The organism is Pimelobacter sp. 30-1 (assembly GCF_018831735.1).
Taxonomy (GTDB): domain Bacteria; phylum Actinomycetota; class Actinomycetes; order Propionibacteriales; family Nocardioidaceae; genus Nocardioides.
In genome coordinates this window covers 418,357-442,449 of sequence record NZ_NHTS01000005.1, presented here as the reverse complement: position 1 = coordinate 442,449, position 24,093 = coordinate 418,357, and the positions used below count along the sequence as shown (strand labels likewise).

The 24,093-nt window shown below is 73.9% G+C and carries 27 protein-coding genes; 7 read left to right on the top strand and 20 right to left on the bottom strand.

Going from position 1 to position 24,093, the window contains the following annotated elements:
• Positions 1 to 3 precede the first annotated feature (3 nt).
• Complete coding sequence (locus CCO04_RS13555; protein ID WP_215814656.1) at positions 4 to 1,185, bottom strand: cystathionine gamma-synthase; 1,182 nt, start codon at positions 1,183 to 1,185, stop codon at positions 4 to 6.
• A 64-nt stretch (positions 1,186 to 1,249) separates the two neighbouring features.
• On the opposite strand from CCO04_RS13555, the gene CCO04_RS13550 reads away from it, so the two are divergent.
• The 5 genes from CCO04_RS13550 to CCO04_RS13530 all read left to right on the top strand — a co-directional run bounded on the left by CCO04_RS13550 (position 1,250) and on the right by CCO04_RS13530 (position 5,313).
• The gene (locus tag CCO04_RS13550) at positions 1,250 to 2,197 is read left to right on the top strand and encodes a DUF5995 family protein (protein ID WP_215814655.1); all 948 of its coding nucleotides are present in this window, start codon (positions 1,250 to 1,252) and stop codon (positions 2,195 to 2,197) included.
• 51 nt (positions 2,198 to 2,248) lie between these two features.
• Complete coding sequence (gene msrA, locus CCO04_RS13545; RefSeq protein WP_215814654.1) at positions 2,249 to 2,893, top strand: peptide-methionine (S)-S-oxide reductase MsrA; 645 nt, start codon at positions 2,249 to 2,251, stop codon at positions 2,891 to 2,893.
• 14 nt (positions 2,894 to 2,907) lie between these two features.
• The gene (locus tag CCO04_RS13540; protein ID WP_215814653.1) at positions 2,908 to 3,492 is read left to right on the top strand and encodes a hypothetical protein; all 585 of its coding nucleotides are present in this window, start codon (positions 2,908 to 2,910) and stop codon (positions 3,490 to 3,492) included.
• Positions 3,493 to 3,566: 74 nt separating this feature from the next.
• Complete coding sequence (locus CCO04_RS13535) at positions 3,567 to 3,911, top strand: hypothetical protein (RefSeq protein WP_215814652.1); 345 nt, start codon at positions 3,567 to 3,569, stop codon at positions 3,909 to 3,911.
• Positions 3,912 to 3,975: 64 nt separating this feature from the next.
• Complete coding sequence (locus CCO04_RS13530; RefSeq protein WP_215814651.1) at positions 3,976 to 5,313, top strand: AarF/ABC1/UbiB kinase family protein; 1,338 nt, start codon at positions 3,976 to 3,978, stop codon at positions 5,311 to 5,313.
• On the opposite strand, the gene CCO04_RS13525 is transcribed toward CCO04_RS13530, so the two are convergent.
• Both CCO04_RS13525 and CCO04_RS13520 read right to left on the bottom strand, forming a co-directional pair.
• Positions 5,297 to 6,475 (bottom strand): sensor histidine kinase KdpD, encoded by a 1,179-nt coding sequence (locus CCO04_RS13525; RefSeq protein ID WP_215814650.1) that lies wholly within the window; start codon positions 6,473 to 6,475, stop codon positions 5,297 to 5,299. The genes CCO04_RS13530 and CCO04_RS13525 overlap by 17 nt on opposite strands.
• The gene (locus CCO04_RS13520; RefSeq protein WP_215814649.1) at positions 6,475 to 7,002 is read right to left on the bottom strand and encodes a hypothetical protein; all 528 of its coding nucleotides are present in this window, start codon (positions 7,000 to 7,002) and stop codon (positions 6,475 to 6,477) included. The genes CCO04_RS13525 and CCO04_RS13520 overlap by 1 nt, the downstream gene beginning before the upstream one ends.
• 165 nt (positions 7,003 to 7,167) lie before the next feature.
• Here CCO04_RS13520 and CCO04_RS13515 point away from each other — a divergent pair, with 165 nt between their 5' ends.
• Complete coding sequence (locus tag CCO04_RS13515) at positions 7,168 to 7,854, top strand: response regulator transcription factor (protein ID WP_215814648.1); 687 nt, start codon at positions 7,168 to 7,170, stop codon at positions 7,852 to 7,854.
• A 9-nt stretch (positions 7,855 to 7,863) separates the two neighbouring features.
• On the opposite strand, the gene CCO04_RS13510 is transcribed toward CCO04_RS13515, so the two are convergent.
• From CCO04_RS13510 to CCO04_RS13460, 11 genes are all read right to left on the bottom strand, one after another.
• A complete protein-coding gene (locus CCO04_RS13510) occupies positions 7,864 to 8,373 on the bottom strand; it encodes a DinB family protein (protein ID WP_308281204.1) in 510 nt (169 codons plus the stop codon).
• Complete coding sequence (locus CCO04_RS13505; protein ID WP_215814647.1) at positions 8,370 to 9,122, bottom strand: VOC family protein; 753 nt, start codon at positions 9,120 to 9,122, stop codon at positions 8,370 to 8,372. Before CCO04_RS13505 ends, CCO04_RS13510 begins: the two co-directional genes overlap by 4 nt.
• The gene (locus tag CCO04_RS13500; RefSeq protein WP_215814646.1) at positions 9,119 to 9,511 is read right to left on the bottom strand and encodes a pyridoxamine 5'-phosphate oxidase; all 393 of its coding nucleotides are present in this window, start codon (positions 9,509 to 9,511) and stop codon (positions 9,119 to 9,121) included. The genes CCO04_RS13505 and CCO04_RS13500 overlap by 4 nt, the downstream gene beginning before the upstream one ends.
• 16 nt (positions 9,512 to 9,527) lie before the next feature.
• Complete coding sequence (locus CCO04_RS13495; RefSeq protein WP_215814645.1) at positions 9,528 to 10,307, bottom strand: TSUP family transporter; 780 nt, start codon at positions 10,305 to 10,307, stop codon at positions 9,528 to 9,530.
• A gap of 12 nt (positions 10,308 to 10,319) precedes the next feature.
• Positions 10,320 to 10,835 carry a hypothetical protein gene (locus CCO04_RS13490; protein WP_215814644.1) on the bottom strand — a complete coding sequence of 172 codons (516 nt, stop codon included), beginning with the start codon at positions 10,833 to 10,835 and terminating at the stop codon, positions 10,320 to 10,322.
• Positions 10,832 to 12,628, bottom strand: a complete 1,797-nt coding sequence (locus CCO04_RS13485) for an alpha/beta hydrolase (protein ID WP_215814643.1) — start codon at positions 12,626 to 12,628, stop codon at positions 10,832 to 10,834. The genes CCO04_RS13490 and CCO04_RS13485 overlap by 4 nt, the downstream gene beginning before the upstream one ends.
• A gap of 7 nt (positions 12,629 to 12,635) precedes the next feature.
• Positions 12,636 to 12,959: a hypothetical protein gene (locus CCO04_RS13480; protein ID WP_215814642.1), complete on the bottom strand. Its 324-nt coding sequence runs from the start codon at positions 12,957 to 12,959 to the stop codon at positions 12,636 to 12,638.
• Positions 12,959 to 13,609, bottom strand: coding sequence for a hypothetical protein (locus tag CCO04_RS13475; RefSeq protein WP_215814641.1), 651 nt, complete (start codon positions 13,607 to 13,609; stop codon positions 12,959 to 12,961). Before CCO04_RS13475 ends, CCO04_RS13480 begins: the two co-directional genes overlap by 1 nt.
• A gap of 97 nt (positions 13,610 to 13,706) precedes the next feature.
• Complete coding sequence (locus CCO04_RS13470; RefSeq protein ID WP_215814640.1) at positions 13,707 to 15,731, bottom strand: VWA domain-containing protein; 2,025 nt, start codon at positions 15,729 to 15,731, stop codon at positions 13,707 to 13,709.
• Positions 15,728 to 16,123: an OsmC family protein gene (locus CCO04_RS13465; protein ID WP_215814639.1), complete on the bottom strand. Its 396-nt coding sequence runs from the start codon at positions 16,121 to 16,123 to the stop codon at positions 15,728 to 15,730. Before CCO04_RS13465 ends, CCO04_RS13470 begins: the two co-directional genes overlap by 4 nt.
• A complete protein-coding gene (locus CCO04_RS13460; RefSeq protein ID WP_215814638.1) occupies positions 16,116 to 17,528 on the bottom strand; it encodes an AAA family ATPase in 1,413 nt (470 codons plus the stop codon). The genes CCO04_RS13465 and CCO04_RS13460 overlap by 8 nt, the downstream gene beginning before the upstream one ends.
• Positions 17,529 to 17,581: 53 nt before the next feature.
• Here CCO04_RS13460 and CCO04_RS29810 point away from each other — a divergent pair, with 53 nt between their 5' ends.
• Complete coding sequence (locus CCO04_RS29810; RefSeq protein WP_215814637.1) at positions 17,582 to 18,412, top strand: adenylate/guanylate cyclase domain-containing protein; 831 nt, start codon at positions 17,582 to 17,584, stop codon at positions 18,410 to 18,412.
• On the opposite strand, the gene CCO04_RS13450 is transcribed toward CCO04_RS29810, so the two are convergent.
• The 6 genes from CCO04_RS13450 to CCO04_RS13425 all read right to left on the bottom strand — a co-directional run bounded on the left by CCO04_RS13450 (position 18,402) and on the right by CCO04_RS13425 (position 24,009).
• Entirely contained in the window at positions 18,402 to 19,241 is an 840-nt protein-coding gene (locus CCO04_RS13450; RefSeq protein WP_215814636.1) for a hypothetical protein, read from the bottom strand. The genes CCO04_RS29810 and CCO04_RS13450 overlap by 11 nt on opposite strands.
• A complete protein-coding gene (locus CCO04_RS13445; protein ID WP_215814635.1) occupies positions 19,184 to 20,791 on the bottom strand; it encodes a carboxypeptidase-like regulatory domain-containing protein in 1,608 nt (535 codons plus the stop codon). Before CCO04_RS13445 ends, CCO04_RS13450 begins: the two co-directional genes overlap by 58 nt.
• 121 nt (positions 20,792 to 20,912) lie before the next feature.
• Positions 20,913 to 22,097 (bottom strand): lipid-transfer protein, encoded by a 1,185-nt coding sequence (locus CCO04_RS13440; RefSeq protein ID WP_215814634.1) that lies wholly within the window; start codon positions 22,095 to 22,097, stop codon positions 20,913 to 20,915.
• Entirely contained in the window at positions 22,094 to 22,540 is a 447-nt protein-coding gene (locus CCO04_RS13435) for a Zn-ribbon domain-containing OB-fold protein (protein WP_215814633.1), read from the bottom strand. The genes CCO04_RS13440 and CCO04_RS13435 overlap by 4 nt, the downstream gene beginning before the upstream one ends.
• Before the next feature lie 47 nt (positions 22,541 to 22,587).
• Entirely contained in the window at positions 22,588 to 23,421 is an 834-nt protein-coding gene (locus tag CCO04_RS13430; RefSeq protein WP_215814632.1) for a triacylglycerol lipase, read from the bottom strand.
• A gap of 30 nt (positions 23,422 to 23,451) precedes the next feature.
• On the bottom strand, positions 23,452 to 24,009 hold the full coding sequence (locus CCO04_RS13425; protein WP_215814631.1) for a Uma2 family endonuclease: 558 nt from the start codon (positions 24,007 to 24,009) through the stop codon (positions 23,452 to 23,454).
• Between the last annotated feature and the right edge of the window lie 84 nt (positions 24,010 to 24,093).

Below are 24,093 nucleotides of genomic sequence, written 5' to 3'. Positions count from 1 at the left end.
AGGCTAGACGGTCGCGGCGAGGGCCCGGTCGAGGTCGGCGAGCTGGTCCGCGGAGGTCTCGATGCCGACGCTGAGCCGGATCAGGTCGGCCGGCACCTCCAGGTCGGTCCCCGCGACGCTGGCGTGGGTCATCCGGCCCGGGTGCTCGATCAGCGACTCGACGCCGCCGAGGGACTCGCCCAGCGTGAAGACCTCGGTGGCCGCGCAGATCGCGAGCGCCTGCTCCTCGCCCCCGGTGACCCGGAAGGAGACCATGCCGCCGTACCTCTTCATCTGGCGCGAGGCCACGGCGTGGCCCGGGTGGTCGGCCAGGCCCGGGTAGATGACCTGGCTCACCGACGGGTGCTTGCCGAGGAACTCGGCGACCTTCTCGGCGTTGTCGCTGTGGCGCTCCATGCGCAGCGCGAGCGTCTTGAGGCCGCGCAGCACCAGCCAGGAGTCGAACGGGCCGGCCACGCCGCCGATCGAGTTCTGGTGGAAGGCGATCGTCTCGGCGAGCTCGGCGTCGTCCACGACGAGGGCGCCGCCGACGACGTCGGAGTGACCGCCGGCGTACTTGGTCGTCGAGTGGACGATGATGTCCGCGCCGAGCGCCAGCGGCTGCTGGAGGTACGACGAGGCGAACGTGTTGTCGACGACCAGCCGGGCCCCGGCGTCGTGGGCGACCGCGGCCAGCGCCTCGATGTCACCGATCGAGAGCAGCGGGTTGGTCGGCGTCTCGAGCCAGACGAGCTTGGTCCGGCCGGGCTGGATGGCCGCGCGCACCGCGTCGACGTCGGTCACCGGCGCCGGGCTGTGCTCGACGCCCCAGTTGGTCGCGACCTTGTCGAAGAGGCGGAACGTGCCGCCGTAGGCGTCGTTCGGCAGCACCACGTGGTCGCCCGGGCGGCACAGCGCCCGGATCAGGGTGTCCTCGGCGGCCAGGCCCGACGCGAACGCGAAGCCGTGGGCGCCGCCCTCGAGCGCGGCCAGCGTCGACTCGAGCGCGGTCCGGGTGGGGTTGGCCGAGCGGCTGTACTCGTAGCCGTTGCGCAGCCCACCCACGCCGTCCTGGGCGTAGGTGGAGGTCGCGTAGATGGGCGGGATCACCGCACCGGTGGTCGGGTCGGGCGAGTAGCCGGCGTGGATGGCCCGGGTCTCGAAGCCCGCGTCGCTGAGGTTGCTGAGGTGACTGTGGTCGCTCACCGTTCGAGCCTACTCAGCCTCGGGCGTCCCGTGACAAAGCGAGCAGACGCTCGTTTCTCGGGGTGTGACGCCCCTCACCCGCGTGCTCGCGCTCCTGCTCGCCCCGCTCCTGACCCTGGGCCTGACCCTCGGCCCGGCGCTCTCCCCCGCGGCCGCCGCGCCTGCCCCCGCACCCACGCCCCAGCCCGACCCCCTGGGCCGGCTCCTGCTGGGCCCGCTCGACGCGCTGGTCGGCCTGTTGGCGCCGCTGCCGATCCCGGCGACGCCGTACACGGGGGATGTGTGCGCCAGCGGCGCCGACGCCTGCATCGACGACGTCGTCGCGCGGATGCAGACCCGGCTCGACCGGGTGGCCGGCGACTGCGCGCACAGCTCGATCTTCTCCCTCGCCTACCTGCGGGTGACCGAGAACGTCCGGGACGCCGTCCGCTCCGGCTACTTCGCCGACCGGGCCTGGCTCAACCGGGTCGACGCGGTGTTCGCCGAGCTCTACTTCGACACCACCACCCGCTGGGAGGCCGGCGACCGGACCGGCATCCCCGCCGCCTGGCGGATCGCGCTCCAGGCCGAGGACGACCGCGCGATGAGCGGCCTGGGCAACTTCCTGCTCGCCATGAACGCCCACATCAACCGCGACTTCCCGCACGTCCTGGCCACCGTCGGCCTGACCGGCCCCGACGGCAGCCACAAGGCCGACCACAACCGCTACAACAACCGCCTCGACAGCCTCTACGCCCCCGTCTTCGCCGAGGAGGCCGCCCGCTTCGACCCGACCTTCGACGACATCGACGCCGGCACTGCCGACGAGACCGTCGCGGGCGTGATCATGCGCGGCTGGCGCGAGCTGGTCTGGCGGCACGCCGAGGCCCTCGTCCTCGCCAGGACTCCAGCCGCCCGCCGCCTGGTCGAGCAGCAGATCGAGCAGTACGCCGCCCTCCAGGCCCGCCTGATCCGCGCCGCCTTCGTCGCCAAGCCCGCCGCCCGCGACGCCTGGTGCGCGACCCACGGCTGATCCCACGGCCCACCCGCGGCTGAGGCTTGCCTGCGCGGAGACAATGGAGCCATGTTCTCCCGCCGCAAGTCCGAGATGGTCGACCCCGCCGAGGCGCTGCCCGGCCGCACCACCCCCTCGTTCGCGCTGCCCGCCCAGCACGAGGTCCTGCACACCCCCCTCGTCACCGACGAGGTCCCCGACGGCCTCGAGGTCGCGGTCTTCGGCCTCGGCTGCTTCTGGGGCGCCGAGGAGATCTACTGGCAGGTCCCCGGCGTCTGGTCGACGTCCGTCGGCTACGCCGGCGGCACCAGCCCGAACCCGACGTACGAGGAGGTCTGCAGCGGCCGCACCGGCCACACCGAGGCCGTCCGCATCGTCTTCGACCCCGACCAGGTCTCCTACGCCGACCTGGTCAAGCAGTTCTTCGTGGTCCACGACCCGACCCAGGGCATGCGCCAGGGCAATGACGTCGGCACCCAGTACCGCTCCGCGATCTACTTCACCACGCCCGAGCAGGAGCAGACCGCGCGCGAGCTGACCGCGGTCTACGGCGCCGAGATCGCCCGCCGCGGCTACGGCGAGATCACCACCGAGATCGAGCCCGCCGGCCCCTACTACTACGCCGAGCCGCACCACCAGCAGTACCTCCACAAGGTGCCCCACGGCTACCGCTGCCACGCCAACACCGGCATCCCCTTCCCCGAGACCGCCTGACCTCTCACGCCCCGGTGCACCCCCGGCACGCCTGGACGGCGGGCGGCCTGACCCTCGCCGCCCTGGTCACGCTGCTCCTCACCCGGCGGCACAGCTTCGTCCCCGAGATCATCGGCGACCTGTGGCCGTGGCTGGCCCTGGGCGCCTGGCTCGTCCTGACGCTGACGGGTACGTGGCTCGCCGCCTGGGCCTGGCGGTCGTGGCGCCGCGTCCTCGCCGCCCTGGTCGCCGCGCTCCTCCTCGGCGGGCTGGGCGCCTGGGCGCTGCAACCGTCCGCGCCCCGGCTCGGCGTCCTCCGCGACCACGAGGCCTGGTTCGAGGCCCACCGCGCGGACTTCGCGGCCGCGGTCGACCACGCCACGCGCGACGACACCTACGGCAGCCTCCTCCCCGACGACCTGCGCTACCTCACGATCACCGGCCGGTTCAGCGAGAGCGACGACGCGCTTTTCTTCCCCCAGTGGATCGCCATCCCCGACGACGCCGGCGGCTACTGGTACTCCCCCGATGCCTCGCCCGCGGGCTTCGACATGTACGGCATGTGGTGCAAGGACCCCGTCGACCTCGGCGACGGCTGGTGGTCCTGCGGCCTGGCCTAGGCCCGGGCACTACCGGACGGGCCCGCCCGAACGGACTATGGCAATCCACGCGCCCGCGGTGCCATCGTCGCGAGATGGCCGACGACCCCGTGGCGAGCAACCCACGGCACTACCAGGTGGTCTTCGAGAACGAGCGCGTGCGCGTGCTGGAGTACCGCGACATCCCGGGCGACCGGACGACACCGCACGCCCACCCCGACAGCGTGATGTACACGCTGTCCTCCTTCCGCCGCCGGCTCCTCGCCGGTGACGGCGAGGAGCGGGAGGTTGCGATGCAGATCGGCACCGTCGCCTGGCTGCCCGCGCAGGAGCACCACGGCGAGAACATCGGTACGACGCCCACGCACGTGCTGTTCGTCGAGCTCAAGGAGGGCGCGGGCGAGAGCGCACCGGGCGGGCCGATCGGCCCGACGTACTAGCCGCGGGCACGCCCGAGTGGGGCGTCCGCCGAATCCAGTTGCCCCCATCCCCGACAATGGAGCCATGGCTGACCTCCCGCGGAAGGCTGCGGCGCGCACCGCGCGGCTCGCTGCCCTCCCCCTCGGCTACGCGGGCCGTACCGCCCTCGGCCTCGGCAAGCGGCTCGGAGGCGCGCCCGCCGAGGCGGTGATGTCGGAGATCCAGCAGCGCACGGCGGAGCAGCTGTTCCGCACGCTCGGTGAGCTCAAGGGCGGGGCGATGAAGTTCGGCCAGGCGCTGAGCGTGCTCGAGTCGGCGCTGCCCGAGGAGATGGCGGCGCCCTACCGCGAGCAGCTGACGCGCCTGCAGGACTCGGCGCCGCCGATGCCGACCCAGACCGTGCGCGAGCTGCTCGCCGAGGACCTCGGCGCGGACTGGAAGGACCGGCTGGTCTGGCTCGACGGGGCGCCGACGGCGGCGGCCAGCATCGGGCAGGTCCACGAGGGCCGCTGGTACGACGGCCGCCGGGTCGCCGTCAAGGTCCAGTACCCCAACGCGGGCGAGGCGCTCATGTCCGACCTGCGCACGCTGGCCCGGGCCGCGCGGGCGATCGGCCCGCTCATCCCCGGCGTCGACATGAAGCCGCTCGTCGAGGAGGTCCAGGCGCGCGCCCGCGAGGAGCTCGACTACGACCTGGAGGCCGAGGCGCAGCACGAGTTCGCCCAGTCGTTCCGCGACGATCCCGACATCGTGGTGCCCGATGTCGTCGCGGTCGGCCCGCGGGTGCTGGTCACCGAGTGGCTCGACTCGGCCGGCTCGCTGGCGTCGATCATCGCGGGCGGCACGCCCGAGGAGCGCGACCACTACGGGCAGATCTTCACCCGCTTCCTGTTCTCCGGACCTGCGCGCACCGGGCTGCTCCACGCCGACCCGCACCCGGGCAACTTCCGGGTGATCCCCCACGAGGACGGCTCACCGGGGCGGATGGGCGTGCTCGACTACGGCGCGGTCGCCCGGCTCCCCCAGCGCGGGCTGCCCGAGCCGATGGGCCGGCTGATCACGCTGTGCGCGGCCGGCGACGGTGACGCGCTCATCGCGGGGCTGCGCGAGGAGGGCTTCCTCAAGGACCGCATCCAGATCGACCCGCAACTGCTCATGGACTACCTCTCCCCGTTCGTCGACCCGACGCTCGTCGAGCGGTTCCGGTTCAGCCGGGAGTGGATGCGCGAGCAGTTCCAGCGGATCAACAACCCGAAGGACCCCGCCTACACGGTGAGCATCAAGCTCAACCTGCCGCCGTCGTACGTGCTGATCCACCGGACCTGGCTCGGCGGCGTCGGCGTGCTGAGCCAGCTCGAGGCCGAGGCGCCGTTCCGCGCGATCATGCAGGAGTTCCTGCCGGGGTTCACGGCGCAGGACTGAGCTCGAGGGTCGCCCGGCCGCCTCCGCCGGGGCCGTTGGCCAGGACCAGGCGGGCGCCCATCGCGGCGGCCTGGCGGTCGCAGATGGTCAGGCCGAGGCCGCTGCCGGGCTGCTTCGACTCGCGGTGGAAGCGCCGCGGCCCGTGCTCGAGCAGGTCCGCGGAGAAGCCGGGGCCGTCGTCCTCGACGGTGACGCTCGTCCCGGACAGGACGACGCGGGGCTCGGTGCCCGCGTGCTTGCGGGCGTTGTCGACGAGGTTGGCGACGATCCGCTCGACCCGCCGCGGGTCGGCGAGGACGAGGGCGGTGGAGCCGCCGTCGCCCTCGGGCACCAGCTCGTCGATCCGGTACGGCGCCAGGTCGGTCGGGTCCTGCCCCGACTCCAGCCGGGAGATCTCCAGCAGGTCGTCGACCAGCCGGCGCAACCGGGCCACCTGGTTGCCGACGAGCCGGGAGGCCTCGTCGTCGGGCGGCAGCAGCTCGGCGGCGCTGACCAGGGCGGTCATCGGGGTGCGCAGCTCGTGGGCCACGTCGGCCGAGAACGCCTCCTCCGCCGCGACCCGCGCGGTGAGGCTGTCGGCCATGGTGTCGAGCGCCCGGGACAGGGCGGCGACCTCGTCGCGGCCCCGGTCGTCGCGGATCCGGTCGGTACCGCCGTCGGCGATCCGGGTGGCGGTCGCCGCCGCCCGGCGCAGCCGCCGCGAGAGCGACTGGCCCGCGGCGGCGGCCAGGGCCGCCGTGAGGCCGAGCGCGACCAGGCCGGCCAGCAGGAAGGCCGAGCGCAGCGAGCGGCGCTGCCGGTCGATCGGCTCGCCGGGGACCGCGAGGGTGAGCGTCGGCCCGTCCCCCGCGACCCGGTGGGCGACCCACATGGTCCGCCCGTCGTAGTACGACGTCATCTCGGTCAGGTCCGCCTCGCGCAGTGGATCGGGCCCGAGATCCGGATCCACCGACGCGCCGAGGCGGACCTTGCCGGTGGCCTCGTAGATGGTGACGGCTGCCGCCAGGTCGGCGATCGCGCTCCGGCGCAGCTGCTCGCGCGCGTCCTCCGCGACCCTCCGGTCGATGACCAGGAAGGCGGAGGCCATGGTCACCGCCGAGACGAGGGCGGTGAGCAGCGCGATCCGGAGCCGGATCGAGTGCCAGCGGTAGCCGGTGCTCATCAGCCCTCGGAGCCCTCGGAGCCCTCGAGCGCCGGGTCCGCCATCGGCGGGGCCTTCTCGACGCTGTTGAGCGTGAACTCCTCGGTCGCCGGGTAGCCCTGGCGGTCGCCGCCGGTCGCGGTGACGGTGAGCTTGCTGTAGGTCTGGGTCGCCTCACCCTGGACGATGTCGCTGACGACGACCTTGACCGGGTACTTCACGACCTGGCCCTCGCCGGTCTCGGTGCGCGAGTCGGCGACGAGCGTGCCGGTGGCGGTCGCCTCGGCCGAGCCCCAGCCGCTCCAGACCAGACCCTCGAGCGAGCGCACGAAGTCGCTGTTGTCGACCAGGAACGAGCCCGGCTCCTGGACCGGGTCGTCGGTGACGGTCAGCAGGTAGGTGTAGTCGGCGGCCGCGTCGCCGCCGCCGTCCTGCTGCTGGCTGGCCGGGACCGGCTTCGCGTCGGCCACGCCGCAGGCGCTGAACGCGCCGAGGCCGAGCACGGCGGTGGCGAGGGCGGCGGCGGTGGTCTTGGTGATCTTCAGCATTGGAGACATCCTCTCAAGTTGGTCGGTTGCTGATGACCTGAACCATGCCGAGCCGAGATCTCAGGGTGACGGGCCGCGCATCACAGGACCATCACAACCGCGCCGGCCCCCGATCCGGGGCCGCGGCGGGGCTCTGCGCGCTCCCCCGGCTGGCACAGTGGAGCCATGCCGAACCGCCCCCGCGTGCTGCTCGTCGAGGACGACGCCGACCTCCAGGTCACCACCCGGCTCGTGCTCGAGCGGCACGGCTTCGACGTCCAGGTCGTCGGCGACGGGCTCGAGGCGCTCGACATCATCCGCACCGCCGAGCTCGACCTCGCGCTGGTCGACATCATGCTGCCCGGGATCGACGGCATCCGCCTCACCCGGCGGGCCCGCGAGCTGCGCGACCTGCCCATCGTCATGCTCACCGCCCGCGACCTCCCCCACGACCAGGTGCACGGCCTGGAGGCGGGCGCCGACGACTACGTCGTCAAGCCGTTCGACGGCGAGGTCCTCGTGGCCCGGCTGCGCGCGGTGCTGCGCCGCAGCCAGGCCGCCGCCACGCCCACCGCGGACCCCGACGTCCTGGTGCGCGGCGACCTGCGGATCGACGTACCGGGGATGACGGTGACGCGCGCCGGTGAGCCGGTCCCCCTCTCGGCCACCGAGTTCCGGCTGCTCCACGCCTTCGCGAGCCACCCCGGTGTGGTGCTCAGCCGGTACCAGCTGCTCGACCTGGTCTGGGGCGACACCGAGTGGACCGAGGAGCGGGTCGTCGACGTGACCCTCCAGCGGCTGCGCACCAAGGTCGGCGCGGAGCGGATCGAGACCGTGCGCGGCGCCGGCTACAAGATGCCCCGCGACGCCTAGGGCCACGCCCTAGAGCCCGGTCGTCCCGTCGATCGCCTCGCGCAGCAGGTCGGCATGGCCGCAGTGGCGCGCGTACTCCTCGATCATGTGGATCAGGATCCAGCGCACGCTGATCCCCTCGCCACCGCGCCGGTGCCGGCGGGCCGCGAACGCGTCGAGGTCGGCGACGCCGTCGAGGATCGCGTCGGAGCGAGCGATCGCGTCGTGCAGCATCCGGCGCAGCGTCGCGGGATCGTCGTCGGCGGCGCTGGTCCAGTCCCAGTCGCGGTTGTGGCGCCAGTCGACCTGCTCGAACGGCGGGTGCGGCGGCGCCCCGGCCAGGGTGACGCCGAACCACCAGTCCTCGACGTAGGCGAGGTGCTTGAGCATCCCGCCCAGCGTCATCGTGGTCGGCGGCACCCGGCGGCCGAGCTGCTCGGCGTCGAGCCCGTCGGTCTGCCGGACCAGCGTGGCGCGCTGGTCGTCGAGGAAGGCGCGCAGCATCGTCGCCTCGTCGGCGGCGAGGGGCGGTTCGCTCACGAGGGATCTCCGTCCGTCAGGCAGTAGACGCGCCCCACCGGGTCGCGCAGCACGGTCCAGTGGGGGTGTACGGCGAGCACGTGGGCGCCCAGCCCGAGGTGCCGCTCGGTCTCGGCCGCGCGGTCGGTGGTTCCCCAGTCGAGGTGGGCCCGGACCGCTCCGGAGGCGTCGGCTTCGCCGAGTCGCTGGAGCAGCAGGCGCAGCGGCTGGTCCCGGTTCTGGTCGTGGTCGGCCGGCGGCACCAGGAACCGGAAGTCGTCGCTGACCGACGAGGCCCGCTGCGCCCATCCGGTCACGGCCGTCCAGAACCCCAGCTCGGTCCGGTACGCCGCCGGCGGCACGTCGAGCGCCACCTGGCGCACCCGCGAGGCCGATCCGCGTCCGTGCTCGGTCGCGCGCGGCCGCACGGACGCCGGCGACGGCACGAAGCAGAACACGAAGCCGCCCGGCGAGGCCATCACGACGTACCCGCGGTCGACGACGAGCGTCGCCCCCGCGGCCACCGCGGACCGGGCCGCGGCCTGCGGGTCGGGGACGTGCAGGTCGAGGTGGATCCGGTCCCCGCCCTGGTGCCGGCGCTGCACCCGCAGGTAGGCGTCGCCGTCGGGCGGCAGCAGCGTGGCGAACTCGCCGTCGTCACCGCGGGGCGCCGAGACGGCGTAGCCGGTGACGTCCTGCCAGAAGCCCACGCTCTCGTGGTGGTGGGCCGCCGCGTTGTCGAGGAACGCGGTCACCCAGAACGGGCTCATCCCGAGACGGGGGCGCAGTCGTATCCGCAGCCGTCAGGCGGGAGCGGTCCGTCGGCGTGGGCCGCCGGCCGGTGCAGCACCGCGGCGGTCGCGGTGACCACCACGTCGTCCGTGCCGTCGTCCGTGCCGGCGAGCGCGGCCGTGCCGTCGACGAGCAGCGTGTAGCCGTGCCGCTCCCGGGGCGGGAACACGAGCGTCACGACCGCGTTGTCGGCCAGGTTGCGCAGCGTGCCGCGGCCCGGTCCCGCGATCCGGAGCGTGCCGTCGTCGCCCGCGACCGGGTCGACGGTGACGACCTTGACCTGGGGCGACGACGTGGACAGCAGGTAGCCGCTGTCGAAGTCGCTCAGCGCCTGACGCAGGTCCGCGGGGTCCACCGGGATGCTCATGGGACGAGGGTACGACTCACCACAGACCGAGCACATCGCCGCCGATCCGGACGATGAACGCACTGACGACCACGATGAAGAAGATCCGCACGAACCGGGAGCCGCGGGCCACGGCGGTCCGGGCGCCGGCGTACCCGCCGAGCAGGTTGCACGCGCCCATCACCAGTCCGACGTCCCAGCGCACCGCGCCGGTCGGGATGAACAGCAGCAGCGCGCCGAGGTTGGTCGCGAAGTTGGCGAGCTTGGCCTTGGCCGAGGCCTGGAGGAAGTCGTAGCCGAGCAGCCCGACCAGGGCGAACACGAAGAAGCTGCCCGTGCCGGGTCCGAGGATGCCGTCGTAGAAGCCGATCACGAAGCCCACCCCGGTCGCCGCGGCGGTGTGCCGGTGCCCGCTGAAGCGCAGCGCGGTCTCCTCGCCCAGCCGCGGGCGCAGGACGACATAGCCGCCGACCAGGACCAGGGCCACGAGCACGATCGGCTCGAACGCCTCGCGCGGGATGTGCGAGGCCAGCAGCGCCCCGGAGAAGGCGCCGGCCAGGGCGAGGAGCATGAGCGGGACGAACGTACGGGGGTCCGGGCCGATCCGGCGGTAGTAGGTGACCGAGCTGGCCGCCGTACCGCACACGGACGCGATCTTGTTGGTCGCGAGCACCTGGACCGGGCTGGCGCCGGGCAGGCCGATCAGCAGCGCCGGGAGCTGGATCAGGCCGCCCCCGCCGACGACTGCGTCGACGAAGCCCGCGGTGAGCGCCGCGAGGCCGAGGAGGGCGAGGACGGTGAGGCTGAGGTCGGACATCGACCCCGCACTCTACGAGGCCCAGGTGAGGTCGACGGTCGCCCTGTCGGTGTACTCCTCGACGACGTCGTCGGAGGTCTCGATGCAGTCGGAGACGAGGTCGACGACGACCATCGCCGTGGCGATCTCGACGCGCAGCGTGAGCGGCCCCTTGGCCCCGCTGACGAACACCGGGTTGTCGGGCTCGGCCACGGTCCAGCCGTCGTCGCGCAGGAGACGGGCGGTGGTGGCGGTCGCCTGCTCGTGGGTGAGGTCGTTGGTGGCGCGGAAGTTGAGGAAGTTCTGCATCACCACCCCGCGCGGGGCGTAGGACTCACCGCAGCGGGTGAACGAGCGGCTGCCCTTGGCCTGGTCGAGACCGAGCGCCGCGGCGATCCGGTGCAGGACGCCGTCGATGGCGGCATCGGCCTGGAGCTCGGCCTCGTGGGCCGCGGCCCGGCCGGCCTCGTCCTTGTTGCCGCAGCCGGACAGGCCCAGGCTGAGGGCGAGCAGGACGGTGAGGGGCACGATCCCGAGTGTGCGCGTCATGGGAGCAGGATCCCACCCGGCCGGATGTGCTCGAGCAGCCACGCGCCACCCTCAAGGAGGCCGTGCCCCGCGCTCGACGCCGTCGCCGCGGTCAACAGCTCGGGCAGGGTGAGGTAGTCGCCGCCCTCGTCACCGCGCGCCGGCTGGTAGGTCACCTGGGCGTCGGTGTCGGTGACGATGTGCGCCATGTTGTCGAGCGAGGTGCCGGTGAAGTACGACGAGTGGTTGTCCATGAGCTTCTCGATCCGCAGCGCGCCGTCACCGGTGGCGAACCGCGGCGCGTCGAAGTCGGTGCCGGCCGGATCGACCCCGAGCGCCCCGACGCCGCCGCGCTCGCCGTGGCCCAGCAGCGAGACCGGGTCGTGGTCCATCGCGCCGACCCAGACGTCGGCATCGGTGAGCCCCTCGGCGGTCGCGGCCGGCTGACCGGGGCTGCCGATGATGACCGCGTCGTCGACCGGGGCGCCGTCGGTCAGGGCGTAGCCGAGCGTGGTCGAGCCGTAGCTGTGCCCGATCGCGGTGAGGTGGGCCCGCTCGCCCTGGTCGGAGGCGCGCAGGCCGTCGACGAAGTCGCTGAACCGGGCCCCACCCGCCTCGGCCTTGTGGGTGAAGGCGACGCCGTCGAAGTCGACCATGCCGCCCGGATCGAGGATGTTGACCGGGTTGCCGCTCGGCGCGTCGTAGTCGAGCCAGTAGATCGAGGCGACCGTGCCGTTGTTGTCGGCGCGTGCCTGCTGGTGCAGGTCGTAGGTCTTGGCCAGGTTGCCCGAGGTGCTCGAGGTCTCGGAGGTCAGTCCGGGGATGTTGGCCGAGACGTGGTCGGCGGTGTCGGGGTTGCCGAAGCTGATCGCGACGGCTCCGTCGCCGGAGTGGATGCCCGGCTTGTAGACGAGCAGGTGGGTCAGCGCCTCGCCGGTCGCCGGGTCGAGCCGGTCGGCGTACTCGGCGAGGGCGTCCTTGACGTAGGTCGCGTTCTCGAGGATCCGCCGCTCGGCACCGGTCAGCTGGCCGTCGTCCTCGCGCCGGCCGTAGTAGTCGGCATCGCGCCCCAGCGCGGCCCGGTTGGCCTCGTCGCGATCGGTGACCGGCAGCCCGTCGGCATTGCCGACCAGCTCGGGGTGCTCGGTGGTGAGCGCCTCCTGCTCGGCCCGGCTCAGGCCCTTCCACCACGCGGCGAGCGCGACCGGGTCGTCGAGCCGGCCGCGCAGCTGGGCGGTGAGGGCCGGGAGGTCGGGTCGATCGCTCGCCGCGGCCGCCTGGACGCCCTCGGCCACGGTGTCGACCCCGCGCAGCGCCGCGACGAGGTCGGCCTCGGCCGCGTCGAGGTCGCGCACCCAGGCGTCGATCCGGGTCGTCAGTGCGGTGACCTGGGTGGTCAGCCGCTCGGCCCGGCCCTGGAGCTCCGGCACCCGGCTCTCGTCGGTCGCCGCGTCGATCTCGGACCGCAGCGTCTCGATCGCGCCGTCGACCGTACGCCGCTCGGTCTCGATCGTCTCGCGCCGGACGGTGAGCCGGGCGATCCGCTCCTCGAAGAGGTCGGCCGCGGTGACCGCCCGGTCGAGCGCCGCCTCGGCCGCGTCGAGCCGGGACGCGAACCGGGTCGCCGCATGACCGTGGGCCTGCGCCGCATCGCCCTCCCAGCCGGGCGCGGCGACCGAGGCCGACCAGCCCTGGACATTCTTGACCGCCACCGCGACCGCGCGCAGGTCGGTGGCGAGCAGCTGGGCGCCCAGCGGCGTCGAGTCGGTCTCGGGACAGGCCCCGACGTGGGGCGGCAGCGTGATGACGGTCATCGCCGGCTCACCCGCTCACGCCGGCGTCGTGCTGGGCCCAGGGCAGCAGCGCCCGGAGCCGCTCGGCCTGCGCCCGGTCGGCGATGATCACCAGCCCCCGGAAGAAGACGAACTCCTCGGCGTACCCCTGTGCCTGACCGGCGGTGACCTTGAGCTCGTCGGCCCACGGCTCGCGGAAGCCCTCGACCGCGCCGCTCACCTCGGCGGACAGACCGCTCGTCGACGCCTTGGCCAGCCGGCGCCAGGCGCCGTCGAGCTCGTCACCGGCCGCGTCCCAGGCCGCGCGCGCCGTCTGGAGCACCGCGAACGGGACGTCGAGCTCGGCGCCCATCACGCCTCCCCGGTCGGCGGCGGGTCGGTCTCGGCGGTCTCGGCGGGTCCGGCCGGGTGGGCGGGGCGGCTGAGCCGGTCCAGGAGGGCTGCCCGGACGACCCGGCGGCTCGCGTCGTCCGGCACCTGCAGGGTCGGCGTGGACAGCGCGAGCACGGTGACCACCGCGCCCGCCTCGGCCTCGAGGTGCAGGACACCGTCGCTCGCCCGCAGCACCGGACGCCCGTCGTTGTCGGTGGTCGCGACCATCCGCCACTCGTGGGCACCGAGCCGCCAGGCGACCCGGCGCAGGAGGTCCGTACCGCCGTCGGGGCCCAGACCGGTCAACGACCGCTCCGCCACCAGCGCGACGCCGTCGGGTCGGGTCCGGCTCGCCCAGCGCACGCTCGGCGGGCTCGGTGGGCTTGTGGGGGTGGTGGCCGCCTCGGTCAGCAGCGGCGCGAGCAGCGCCCAGGCAGCACTCAGCCGGGCGAGGTGGCGATCGAGCTCGTCGGGCGGGGTGGCGGGCGGTGGTTCACCGACCCCGGCCTCGGGCAGCAGGACCACGGTGAGATCCGGGTGCCGTCGGCGCACGACCGACCAGAACGGGTCGCCGTCGAGAGCCTGGGCGGTGGCGTCGGCGGCGCCGTCGTCGCCGCGGTACGTGTCCATGGAAGACGGCTGCCCGGGGCCGTCGAGGGCGAAACCGCGAGGGTCCGATCCGTGCGGAAAACCGCGATTCCCGTGGGTCAGGTTCCCGTGGTTCGCCTCAGCCCACCCAGAAGCCGCGCGAGCCGAACCAGTCGCCGTAGGTCCCCGGGCCACCCGCACCGCCGCCGGCCGCGCCCCGCCCGCCCCGGCGCGAGCCGAGGTAGGACCCGACCACCGCGGCGCCCAGGTCGTCGGCCTCGGGCGCGATCACCGCGCCGTCGACGCGCCGCGCCATCGATTCGATGAACCGGGCCAGCCCGGGGTCCTCCCCGAGCCGGAAGAACGTCGTCTGGGCGCCGAGCCGGCGTGCGTTGTCGAGCTCGCGCACGGCGAGCGCGATCGTCGTCGGGTGCGGCGGGTAGGAGAAGAACACGTCGCCGCTCGACTCCAGGTGCGAGGTCGGCTCGCCGTCGGTGACGATGAGCAGCACCGGCTGGGCGTTGGGGTGCTTGCGGAAGTGCCGGTTGGCCAGCAGCAGTGCGTGGTGCAGGTTGGTGCCCTTGGCCCAGCGGGCGTCGAGGGCGGTGAGCTCCTCGATCCGCATCGTCTGGGCGTGCCGGCCGAAGCCGATGAGCTCGAGGTCGTCCCCGCGGAAGCGGGTGCCGATCAGGGTGTGCAGCGCGAGCGCGGTCTGCTTCATCGGCACCCACCGGCCGTCCATCGCCATCGAGAAGCTCGTGTCGACGCACAGCGCGACCGCCGCCTGGGTACGTGCCTCGGTCTCGGCGACCTCGACGTCGTCGATCGCGAGCAGCGGGCCGTCGGGGTCGCCGGCGCGGCGCAGCACGCCGTTGAGCATGGTGCGGGGCAGGTCCCAGGGCTCGGTGTCGCCGAACTCCCAGCCCCGGGTGGCGCCCGAGAGGTCCCCGGCACCGCCGGCCTGGCGCAGGTCGCGCTGGCCCTGGCGTCCGGACATCCGCTGCGCGACGTCGCGCAGGAGCGCCTTGCCGAGCTGGCGCATCGCCTTGGGGGTCAGCCGCAGCTCGCCGTCGTACCCCCGCTCCATGGCGCCGGAACGACGCAGCGCCTGCTCGAGCTCCTGGAGCTTGCGGGCGTCGACGGCGGCCTCGTTGCCGAGCTGGCGGGCGAGCTTGTCGAGGTCGACATCGTCGAGGCGCGCGCCGCCGTAGCTCTGCGCGAGCTGATCGGCGAGCGCGTCGAGGTCGGCGATGTCCTGGAGGACGCCGGTCCCGTCGCCGAGGCCGAGCCCCTGGCCGCCGTTGCCGAACTGCTCGGAGCCGCCCCAGTCCTCGCCGGGGCGCAGCGACATGAGGTTCTGGTCGAGCCGGTCGAGCTGCTGCATCAGGGACGGCGACCCGAACGCCTGGGCGGAGAGCTGCATCAGCTCGGCCCGCTGCTCGGCGCTCATCGAGTTGAGCATCCGCTGCGCGGCCGCCGAGCGCTGGGCGAGCGTGTCGAGCAGCTCGTCGATGTTCTGGGGGTTCTCGGGGAAGTGCCGGCCGTGCTTGGCCATGAAGTCGGCGAAGTCCTCGGGGGTGTCCTCGCCCCGGTGATGCTTCTCCAGCAGCTCGTTGAGGTCGGAGAGCATCTCGTCGATCGCCTGCCGGTCGGCGTCGGTGGCGTTCTCGAGCGCCTCCTTCATCCCGGCGAAGCGCTGGTCGAGCAGCTCGCGGCCGAGCAGGTCCTTGATCTGCTCGTACGCCGCGCGCGCCTCGCGCGACTGCCAGTCGTAGTCGGAGAGCTCGGTGACCGCCGCGGCCGGCGAGGCTGGCAGGTTCTCCATCCGCATCTCGCGGAAGGCCCGGTCGCCGTCGTCCATCATCGCGTCGCGGGCGAGCTGCTTGCGCTCCTCGAGCACGGCTTGGTCGAGCAGCTGACGCACCTCGTCGAGCGTGCCGTCGAGGTGGTGCTGCTGGAGCAGCTCGCGGCGTCGTTCGGCGACCCGCCGGGCCAGGTCGTCGAGACCGGCCTGGTCCTGGCCGCCCCGGCGCAGGAACTCGCGCATCGCGCGCTCCGGGCTGTAGCCGGCCATGACGTCCTCACCGATCGCGTCGAGCGCCTCGGCGAGGTCGACCGGCGGGGCGAGCGGGTCCCCGCCGTCGTAGCGGCGGTAGCGGCTCATGGTGCGCTCCTTCGTACGTCGGCGCCGGCGCGCAGCGCCCGCGGGATCTCGGCGACCTCGTCGACGACCTCGTGCAGCCGGGCGACCTGGTCCGGGTCGCCGGAGGTGTCGAGCTCGACGCCGTAGTGGATGCCGGTCGAGCGCCACGCGTCGTCGAAGCCGCCGTCGGCGGTGACCGCCACCCCCGCGAGCGGTACGCCGAGCCGCGCCGCCTCGCGATAGGTGTCGTTGAGCACGCAGAGCGCGACCGCCAGGTGCAGGACCTGCCCGCCGTTGGACGCGGGCGCGGCGAGCACCCCCGCGTCGGTCCAGGCGTGCGGCAGCGCGACCCCCTCGCCGGAGCGGAGGGTGCCGGCTCCGGCGCGGACGCCGTACGGGGACGGATCAGCCATAGACGGTCTCGGATCCGTCGGAGTCCTTGCCGATCTTGCGGGCCAGGAAGAGGCCCTCGAGGGCCAGCTCGATCGCGGCCGCCCGCTCGCCGTCGGTGGCGCCGCCGCCGGGGCCGTTGACCCGCTCGCAGACGTCGTCGTAGAGGTCGGACTCGCCCAGCACGGGCAGCCCGATGAGTACGTCGCGCGCGGTGACCGCGCCGCCGGTGGTGACGGTGGCGCCGTCCTCGATCGCGCTGACGAGCAGAGCCAGGTCGAGCCCGCGGAAGCGCTCGCGGACGGTCTCGGCGGTCGCCGTGCGGAGCAGGTGGGTGAGGATCTCGGCCTCGCGGCCCTCTTCGCCCGACTCGAACTCGATCTTGCCGCCGAGGACGTCGACCGCGGTCTCCAGGTCGACCACCCGGGCCACGGCGCGGTCCTCGCCGTGGATGGTGGCGCGGCGCAGGGCCGCGGCGGCCACGGTCTCGGCACCGGCGATCGCGAACCGGGCCGAGACGCCGGAGCGCTGGTCCACGGCGCTGGACTCGCGCAGGTTGCGGGTGAACCGGGCGAGGATCTCGACCAGGAAGTCGGGGACGTCGACGTGCTCGGGCAGGAGGTGCGCCTCCTGGCGGATGACGGCGATCTCGGCGGCCAGCGCGTTGGGGTAGTGGGTGCGGATCTCGGCGCCGAAGCGGTCCTTGAGCGGGGTGATGATGCGGCCGCGGTTGGTGTAGTCCTCGGGGTTGGCCGAGGCGACGACGAAGACGTCGAGCGGCAGGCGCAGCACGTAGCCGCGGATCTGGATGTCGCGCTCCTCCATCACGTTGAGCATCGCGACCTGGATCCGCTCGGCGAGGTCGGGCAGCTCGTTGATCGCGACGATCCCCCGGTGGGAGCGCGGGATCAGGCCGAAGTGGATCGTCTCGGGGTCGCCCAGCGAGCGTCCCTCGGCGACCTTCATCGGGTCGACGTCGCCGATCAGGTCGGCGACGCTCGTGTCGGGGGTGGCGAGCTTCTCGGCGTACCGCTCGTCGCGGTGGCGCCAGGCGACCGGCAGGTCGTCGCCGAGCTCGGCCGCCCGGCGCCGCGAGGCGACCGTGATCGGCTCGTAGGGGTGCTCGCCGAGCTCGGCGCCGTCGATGACCGGCGTCCACTCGTCGAGCAGCCCGATCAGGGTGCGCAGGAGCCGGGTCTTGCCCTGGCCGCGTTCGCCCAGCAGGACGACGTCGTGCCCGGCGATGATCGCGCGCTCCAGCTGCGGGATGACGGTGTCCTCGAGCCCGTGCAGGCCGGGCCAGGGGTCCTCGCCGCGCGCGAGGCGGTCGAGGAGGTTGGTACGCAGCTCGGCGCGGAGCGTCTGCTGCTGGTGGCCGGCGGCGCGGAGGGCGCCGAGAGTGGTGATCGCGGGGGCCGAAGTGGTCACCGTCTCACGCTACTGCGGACGCACAACGGCTGTCGCGGCTCTACGCTTCCCCCGTGGTCATCCTCCTCGGAGTGGTGTGCGTGCTCCTGGCCGGCGTCGTGGTGGCGTTCGCGCGCGACCGCGCCCGGCTCCAGCGCCTGCTCGCGGACACCCAGGCCCGGATGACCCAGCTCGAGTCCGACCTGGACGCCGCGCTCCGCCCGCCCCCGCCGGCCAGCTCCGCCGAGCGCGCCATGCGCCGGGTGATCCGGACCGCGTCCAAGGTCCGCTCGCACGGCATCACCGGGCTGATCCAGAGCACCGTCGAGGACCTGCAGACCTGGGCCAGCGACGACGAGCGCGCCGACATCCTCAACATGGCCGCCTCCGACGGCACGGTCACGCTGTTCTTCTCCGACATCGAGGACTCCACGCCCCTCAACGACCGGCTCGGCGACAGCACCTGGGTCAAGGTGCTCGCCGCCCACGACCGGGTCCTGCGCACGCGCATCGAGCAGTACCGCGGCCAGGTGGTCAAGACCGCCGGCGACGGCTTCATGGTCGCCTTCCGCGACGCCGAGGCCGCCTGCCGCGCCGCCCTCGGCATCCAGCGCGACCTCCCCCGCGACCTGACCCTGCGCCGCTACGGCCCGATCCAGGTCCGGATCGGCATCCACACCGGCCAGGTGGTCGCCCGCGACGGCGACTACTTCGGCCGCAACGTCGCCATGGCCGCCCGGGTCGCCAACCTCGCGCTGGGCGGCGAGATCCTCGCCAGCGATGCCGTCCGCGAGGCCCTGGACGACGACGCGGCCCTCGCGCTGGTCGAGCGCGAGGCGGTCGAGCTCAAGGGGCTCGCCGGCGAGCACGTGGTGTGGGAGATCCGGCCGCCGGTCAGCGGTTGAGCCGCAGCGTCGCCCGCGCGATGCCCGGCGAGCCGAGGTAGACGACCCGGACCCGGCGCTTGCCCGGGGCCAGCCGGACCCGGAGCACGGCCCGGCCGTCCTCGAGACGGACGCCGCCCAGCAGCCGGCCGCCGTCGAGCACCCGGACCCGGCCGGTGACCGGGACGGGCGCCGTGACCCGCACCCGGACGACGGTGGTGGCCCCGCGCCGCACGATCCGGCCGGTCAGCCGGGCTGCGGCCCGCGCGACGGGAGCGGTCGGTGCGGAGTCGGCGGTCCCGTCGGCGTACCCGCTGCGCCGGGCGGTCACCCGGACGCTGAGTCGCGTGCCGCGATCCCCCACCCGCACGACGTACGACGCACCGGTGGCCCCGGCGATCGGCCGCCCGTCCGCGAACCACTGGTGTCGAAGGGCCGCGGGCCGAGGCGCCCAGGTCCCGCCGGTCGCCGTCAGCCGGCCTCCGACCCGCACCTGTCCGGTGACCACCGGCCGGGTGACCGGAACGAGCACCGCCGCGCCGGGTTCGCCCAGGGCGCCGTCGATGCCGCTGACCGCGCCCCCGTCGGCGACGGCGATCTCGCGGGCCTGCGCGAGCCGGTAGCGGGCATCGGAGAACTGCCGTCGCTCGCAGCCGCACGCCTCGTCCTCCACGGCGAACCGCACGCGGTAGGTCCCCGCGGGGACCCGCAGCCGCCACCGGCCGTCCGGGCCGGCCACGGTCCTCGCGGCGGAGCTCCAGCGCTCCCGGTCGGCGTCGTAGGCGTACGCGTTCACCGCGGCGCCGGCGTACGGCGTGCCGTCGACGCGGTGGACCGTGCCCGCCAGCACCCCGGTGCCGGCGGTGGGCCGCAGGGTGGCCTCGAGGTCGCGGGTGCTGCCCGGCGGCAGGGTGTCAGCGGACCGCCCGGGTGGACCGCACCGTCGTACCCGAGGGCGCTGTAGCGCACCCACAACGGACCGGACGGCACCCGCGCGCGCCAGTGCCCGGTCGCATCGGTACCCACCCGCCACCGGCCGTAGCCGTCGGGCAGCTCCTCGTCGGCCAGCCAGACGGACGCGCCGACCAGCGGGGCTCCGTCAGCTCCACGCAGCGTCCCGGTCACCACGACGCTCGACGGGTCCGGCGTGAGCTCGATGTCGAGGCCCGGGCGCGGTGTCGTCGCGTCCGCGGTGACCGGTGTGGCGTCCGCGATCCGGTGACCCCCCAGGAACTGGCGGGTGTCGTCGCGGTCGTCGGTGACCAGGACGCGGTAGGTGCCGACCGGCGGCCGCAGCCGCCAGCGGCCGTCGTCGCCGGTCAGCGTGTGCTGGACGCTCTCCCAGCTCCCGTGGTCCTCGACGACGAGGCTGACCACGGCACCGACGACCGCCGCACCGCCGGGTCGGCCGACCCTTCCCGACAGCGGCGCCGCGACCGGGCCCGTGGAGGTGTCGAGGTCGAGGCGCGCCTCGTCGGCGCCGACGGTCGCCGACGCCACCGCCCGGGGCAGCTCCGTCGACGTCACCATGACCCGGTAGGAGCCGGGCTCGACGGCGAACGCCCAGGCCCCGTCGGCACCGGTCACGGTGGTCCGGGAGCCCTCCACCCAGGAACCGGTCGACAGGTCGGGACGGACCTCGACCTCAGCTCCGGCGACCGGGCCGTCCGGTCCCGTCGCCGTGCCGCCGAGGGTGGCGCGTCCCGCGTCGGCGGCGAGGTGGACGTCGCCGACCTGCGCGGCCACGCCGGCCCGCACGGTGGCCGTGGCGTCCGTGGTGGCCCAGGCGTCGTCGGCGTCGCGAGAGTGGGTGAAGGTGTAGGCACCCGGGGGCAGCCGGACGGACCACCGGCCGTCGGCACCCGCCGTCGTCTCCGCGAGCACCTTGCCCGCCACCGTGACCACGACGGGGACGCACGGGACCGAGCTGCCGCGCGAGCTCACCGCGCGCCCCGACACCGAGCCGTACCCGGGCTCGCGGGTCAACCGGGCGTCCAGACCGTCGAGCACGGCACCGGGACCGGCGCTCAGGGTCTGCCCGAGCGCCAGGCTCCAGGCCCCGGGGTGGAACTGCGGATCCGTACCGGGCACGCGGAAGCCGACCCGGTAGCGCCCGGCAGGGACCCGGACCCGCCACCGGCCGTCGTCATCGGCGCTGTCCCTCGCGATCGGCGCGACCGTCACGTCCCAGTCACCCTGGGAGGGCTCGGCCCACACCTCGACGATGGCCTGCACCGGCTCGCCGTCCGGTCCCAGCGTGCTTCCGGACAGCACCGCGCCCCCGGTCGCGCTGTCGGCGACCGCGGGCACCGCCGGGCTCAGGACCGCGAGCACGCTCGCGAGCAACGTCGTGAGCGCCGCCATGAGCACCACGCGAGCCGTCCGGCTCGTCCCTGCCATCGCTCGCCCTCCACGGCTCCCCGCCCTCCGGACGAGGGCCGGTCGCGAGGCTAGCGACGGCGCGGGCCGGGCGCGGCGTGCTTCGCCGGGCGTTCACCCGGCGCTCCGCGGACGTTCAGCCTCAGACCGAGAGCAGCACCGACGAGCCGTGCCCGAACAGCCCCTGGTTGGCGGTGATGCCGACCTTGGCGCCCTCGACCTGGCGACCGGTCGCCTGGCCGCGCAGCTGCCAGGTGAGCTCGCAGACCTGGGCGATCGCCTGGGCCGGGACCGCCTCGCCGAAGCAGGCCAGGCCACCCGACGGGTTGACCGGGATCCGGCCGCCGATCGTGGTGTCGCCGGCGCGCAGCAGGGCCTCGGCCTCGCCGCGCTTGCACAGCTGGAGGTCCTCGATCCAGTCGAGCTCGAGGGCGGTGGAGAGGTCGTAGACCTCGGCCACGTCGACGTCCTCGGGGCCGATCCCGGCCTCCTCGTACGCCGCCCGGCCGATCGACTCCTTGAACGTGTGGTCCGGCACGCCGGTCACCGCGGAGGAGTCCGTGGCGAGCAGGGGCATGTCGATGACGGTGTTGGGGAAGGTCGGCGTGACCGTCGAGACGGCGGCGACCCGCACGGGCTGGGCGATGCCGTGCCTCTTGGCGTACTCGGCGCTGGTGAGCACGACCGCGGCGGCACCGTCGGAGGTGGCGCAGATGTCGAGCAGGTGCAGCGGGTCGGAGACGACCGGCGAGGCGAGCACGTCGGCGACGCTCGACTCCTTGCGGAAGCGGGCGTAGGGGTTCTCCAGGCCGTGCTTGGCGTTCTTGACCTTGACCTGCGCGAAGTCCTCGCTGGTGGCGCCGTAGAGGTCCATCCGGCGGCGCGCGTAGAGCGCGAAGTAGGCCGGGTTGGTCATGCCGAGCAGGCGGAAGCGCAGCCAGTCGGGGTCGTTCCAGCGCTCGCCCGCGTTGGGGGCGAGGAAGCCCTTGGGCGTGGTGTCCGCGCCGACGACGAGGGCGACCTCGCTGAGCCCGGCCATGATCCGGGCGCGGGCGGTGTCGATCGCCTGGGCGCCGGTCGCGCAGGCCGCGTACGACGTCGCGATCCGCGCGCCGTTCCAGCCGAGGGCCTGGGCGAACGTGGAGCCCGCGACGTAGCCGGCGTACCCGTTGCGGACCGTCTCGCCGCCGACGACGAGGTCGACGTCGCTCCAGGCGATGCCGGCGTCCTTGAGGGCCTCGCGGGCCGCGTGGACGCCGTACTCGGTGAAGTTGCGGCCCCACTTGCCCCAGGGGTGCATGCCCGTACCCGCGATCACGATGCTCATGCGCGCTCCCCCGTCGGCTTCCAGCGGTAGATGGTGCGCTCGCCCGTCTCGTCGACGTTGAGCGTCTCGACGACGACCTCGACCTCGTCGCCGACCTTGAGGTCGGCGACGCCGTAGCCCGCGGCCACCTGACCGAGCACGACGATGCCCTCGGCGAGCTCGACCGCGGCCAGGGCGAACGGCTCGAAGGGGTCGGTCGGCGGGATGTACGGCGCCGGCGGCTGGTACTGCGCGTCCGTGTAGGACCACACCCGGCCGGTCCGCGAGAGCTCGACGGCGTCGTACTCCTGGCCGTCGCAGGCGGGGTTGCGGCAGAAGAAGGCGGCAGCGCCGGCGTCCGAGGAGACCGGCGGGAACACGACATTGCTGCACGTGGTGCAGCGCGACGCGAGCAGCCGCGGCTCGGCGCCGGTCGTGAACCAGCCTTCGATCACGGGAGTCATGGCTCGCACCCTACCAAGCAAGTGCTTGGTGCGCGAGGAGATCGGGATCAGCAGCGCGGTTGGTACGCCGGGTCCGCAGGCCCGGCGTGGGCGAGCGCGTCGAGCGTGAGGCCGATGGTGGCGTTGTCCATCGGGATGAGGACGTGCTCGGAGATCGAGCGGCGGCACTTGTCCTGGATGGTGACGTTGGTGGTCCGCGGCCCCGCGGCGAGATAGCCGGACGTGTGCGGGACGACCACCTCGTCGTACCGGGAGGTGATCTGGGTGTAGCTGACGTCGCCCGGCGTCTCGTCGCCGGCGTTGAGCTCGCGCAGGAACGCCGAGCCCCACGCCTGCTGGTTGCACGACGCGCAGACCAGGCCCGGCAGCAGCGCGGCGATCGGGTTGGCGGCCGGGATCAGCCGGGTGCCGTGGTTGGACGGCGCGATGCCGACGAGGTCGTCGACGTAGGCCGCTCCCCCGAGGTTCTTGATGTAGTAGCGCGGCAGCATCCCGCCCTGGGAGTGCCCCACGAGCGAGACCTTCGCCGCGCCCGTCGCCGCCCGCACCTTGTCGACGAACACCTTGAGCTGACCGGCCGAGCGCACCATGTCGTCGGTCGCCCGGTTGCCGTAGTCGAGCGAGAAGACGCACGAGCCGGCCGCCATGATCGCCTTGGACAGCTTCTCCAGCAGGTGCCGCCGGTCGCCGAACGTGCCGTGCACCAGCACCACGGGCACCGGCCGGGCCGCCGTCGGCCGGCACGCCCAGTCGTTGACGCCGGGGACGTCGCCCTCGGGGGCAGTCGGCAGGGGCGGCAGGATCGTGTCCGCCTGGGCAGCGGGGATCCCGCCGGCGGCGAGCAGCAGCGGGGCGAGCAGGGCGACGAGGAAGGTGCGCACGTCCGGCTCAACGGGTGGTCGTGGCGGAGGTCACACCAGCGCGAGCAGGTCGACCTCGACCCGACCGTGCCCGGCCAGCTCGACGGCGCCGGTGGACCGGTCGGCGTCGAGCTCGAGGGCGACCTCCCACTGGCCCTCGCCGGCCGCGAAGGCGGTCAGGGACGGCGCCTCGCGATCGAGGACCCAGTAGTGGGGGATGCCGCCGCGCAGGTACTCCCGCGGCTTGCGGACCAGGTCCTCGGTGCGCGTGGTCGGCGAGAGCACCTCGACGACCAGGACCGGCGGCACCCGCCCCCACACCTCGTCGTGGTCATCGCCCTCGTCGCTCTCGGTCACCGCGTACGCCGCGACGTCGGCGACGCGGAGCGAGGTGCCGAGGTCGATCCCCATCTCGATGCCGACGCGCAGCGTGGGCAAGGCGTCACCGAGCAGGCGCGCGACCCGCAGCTCGGCGTACTGGTGGGCGTGGGAGGCCGTCGGGCTCATCAGCGCCACCCCGTCGACGTACTCGGCGCGCACCTCGCGCGGCAGGGCGTCGAACGCCGCGCGCGACACGGGGCGCCGTTCGAGGCGTGGCTCGCTCGACATGACAGCCATCCGAGACTCCGATCCGATCGACTCATGCGGTCTCCTCCGAGAATCGCACGCCCGAGCGCGCGATGCGAGGGACCA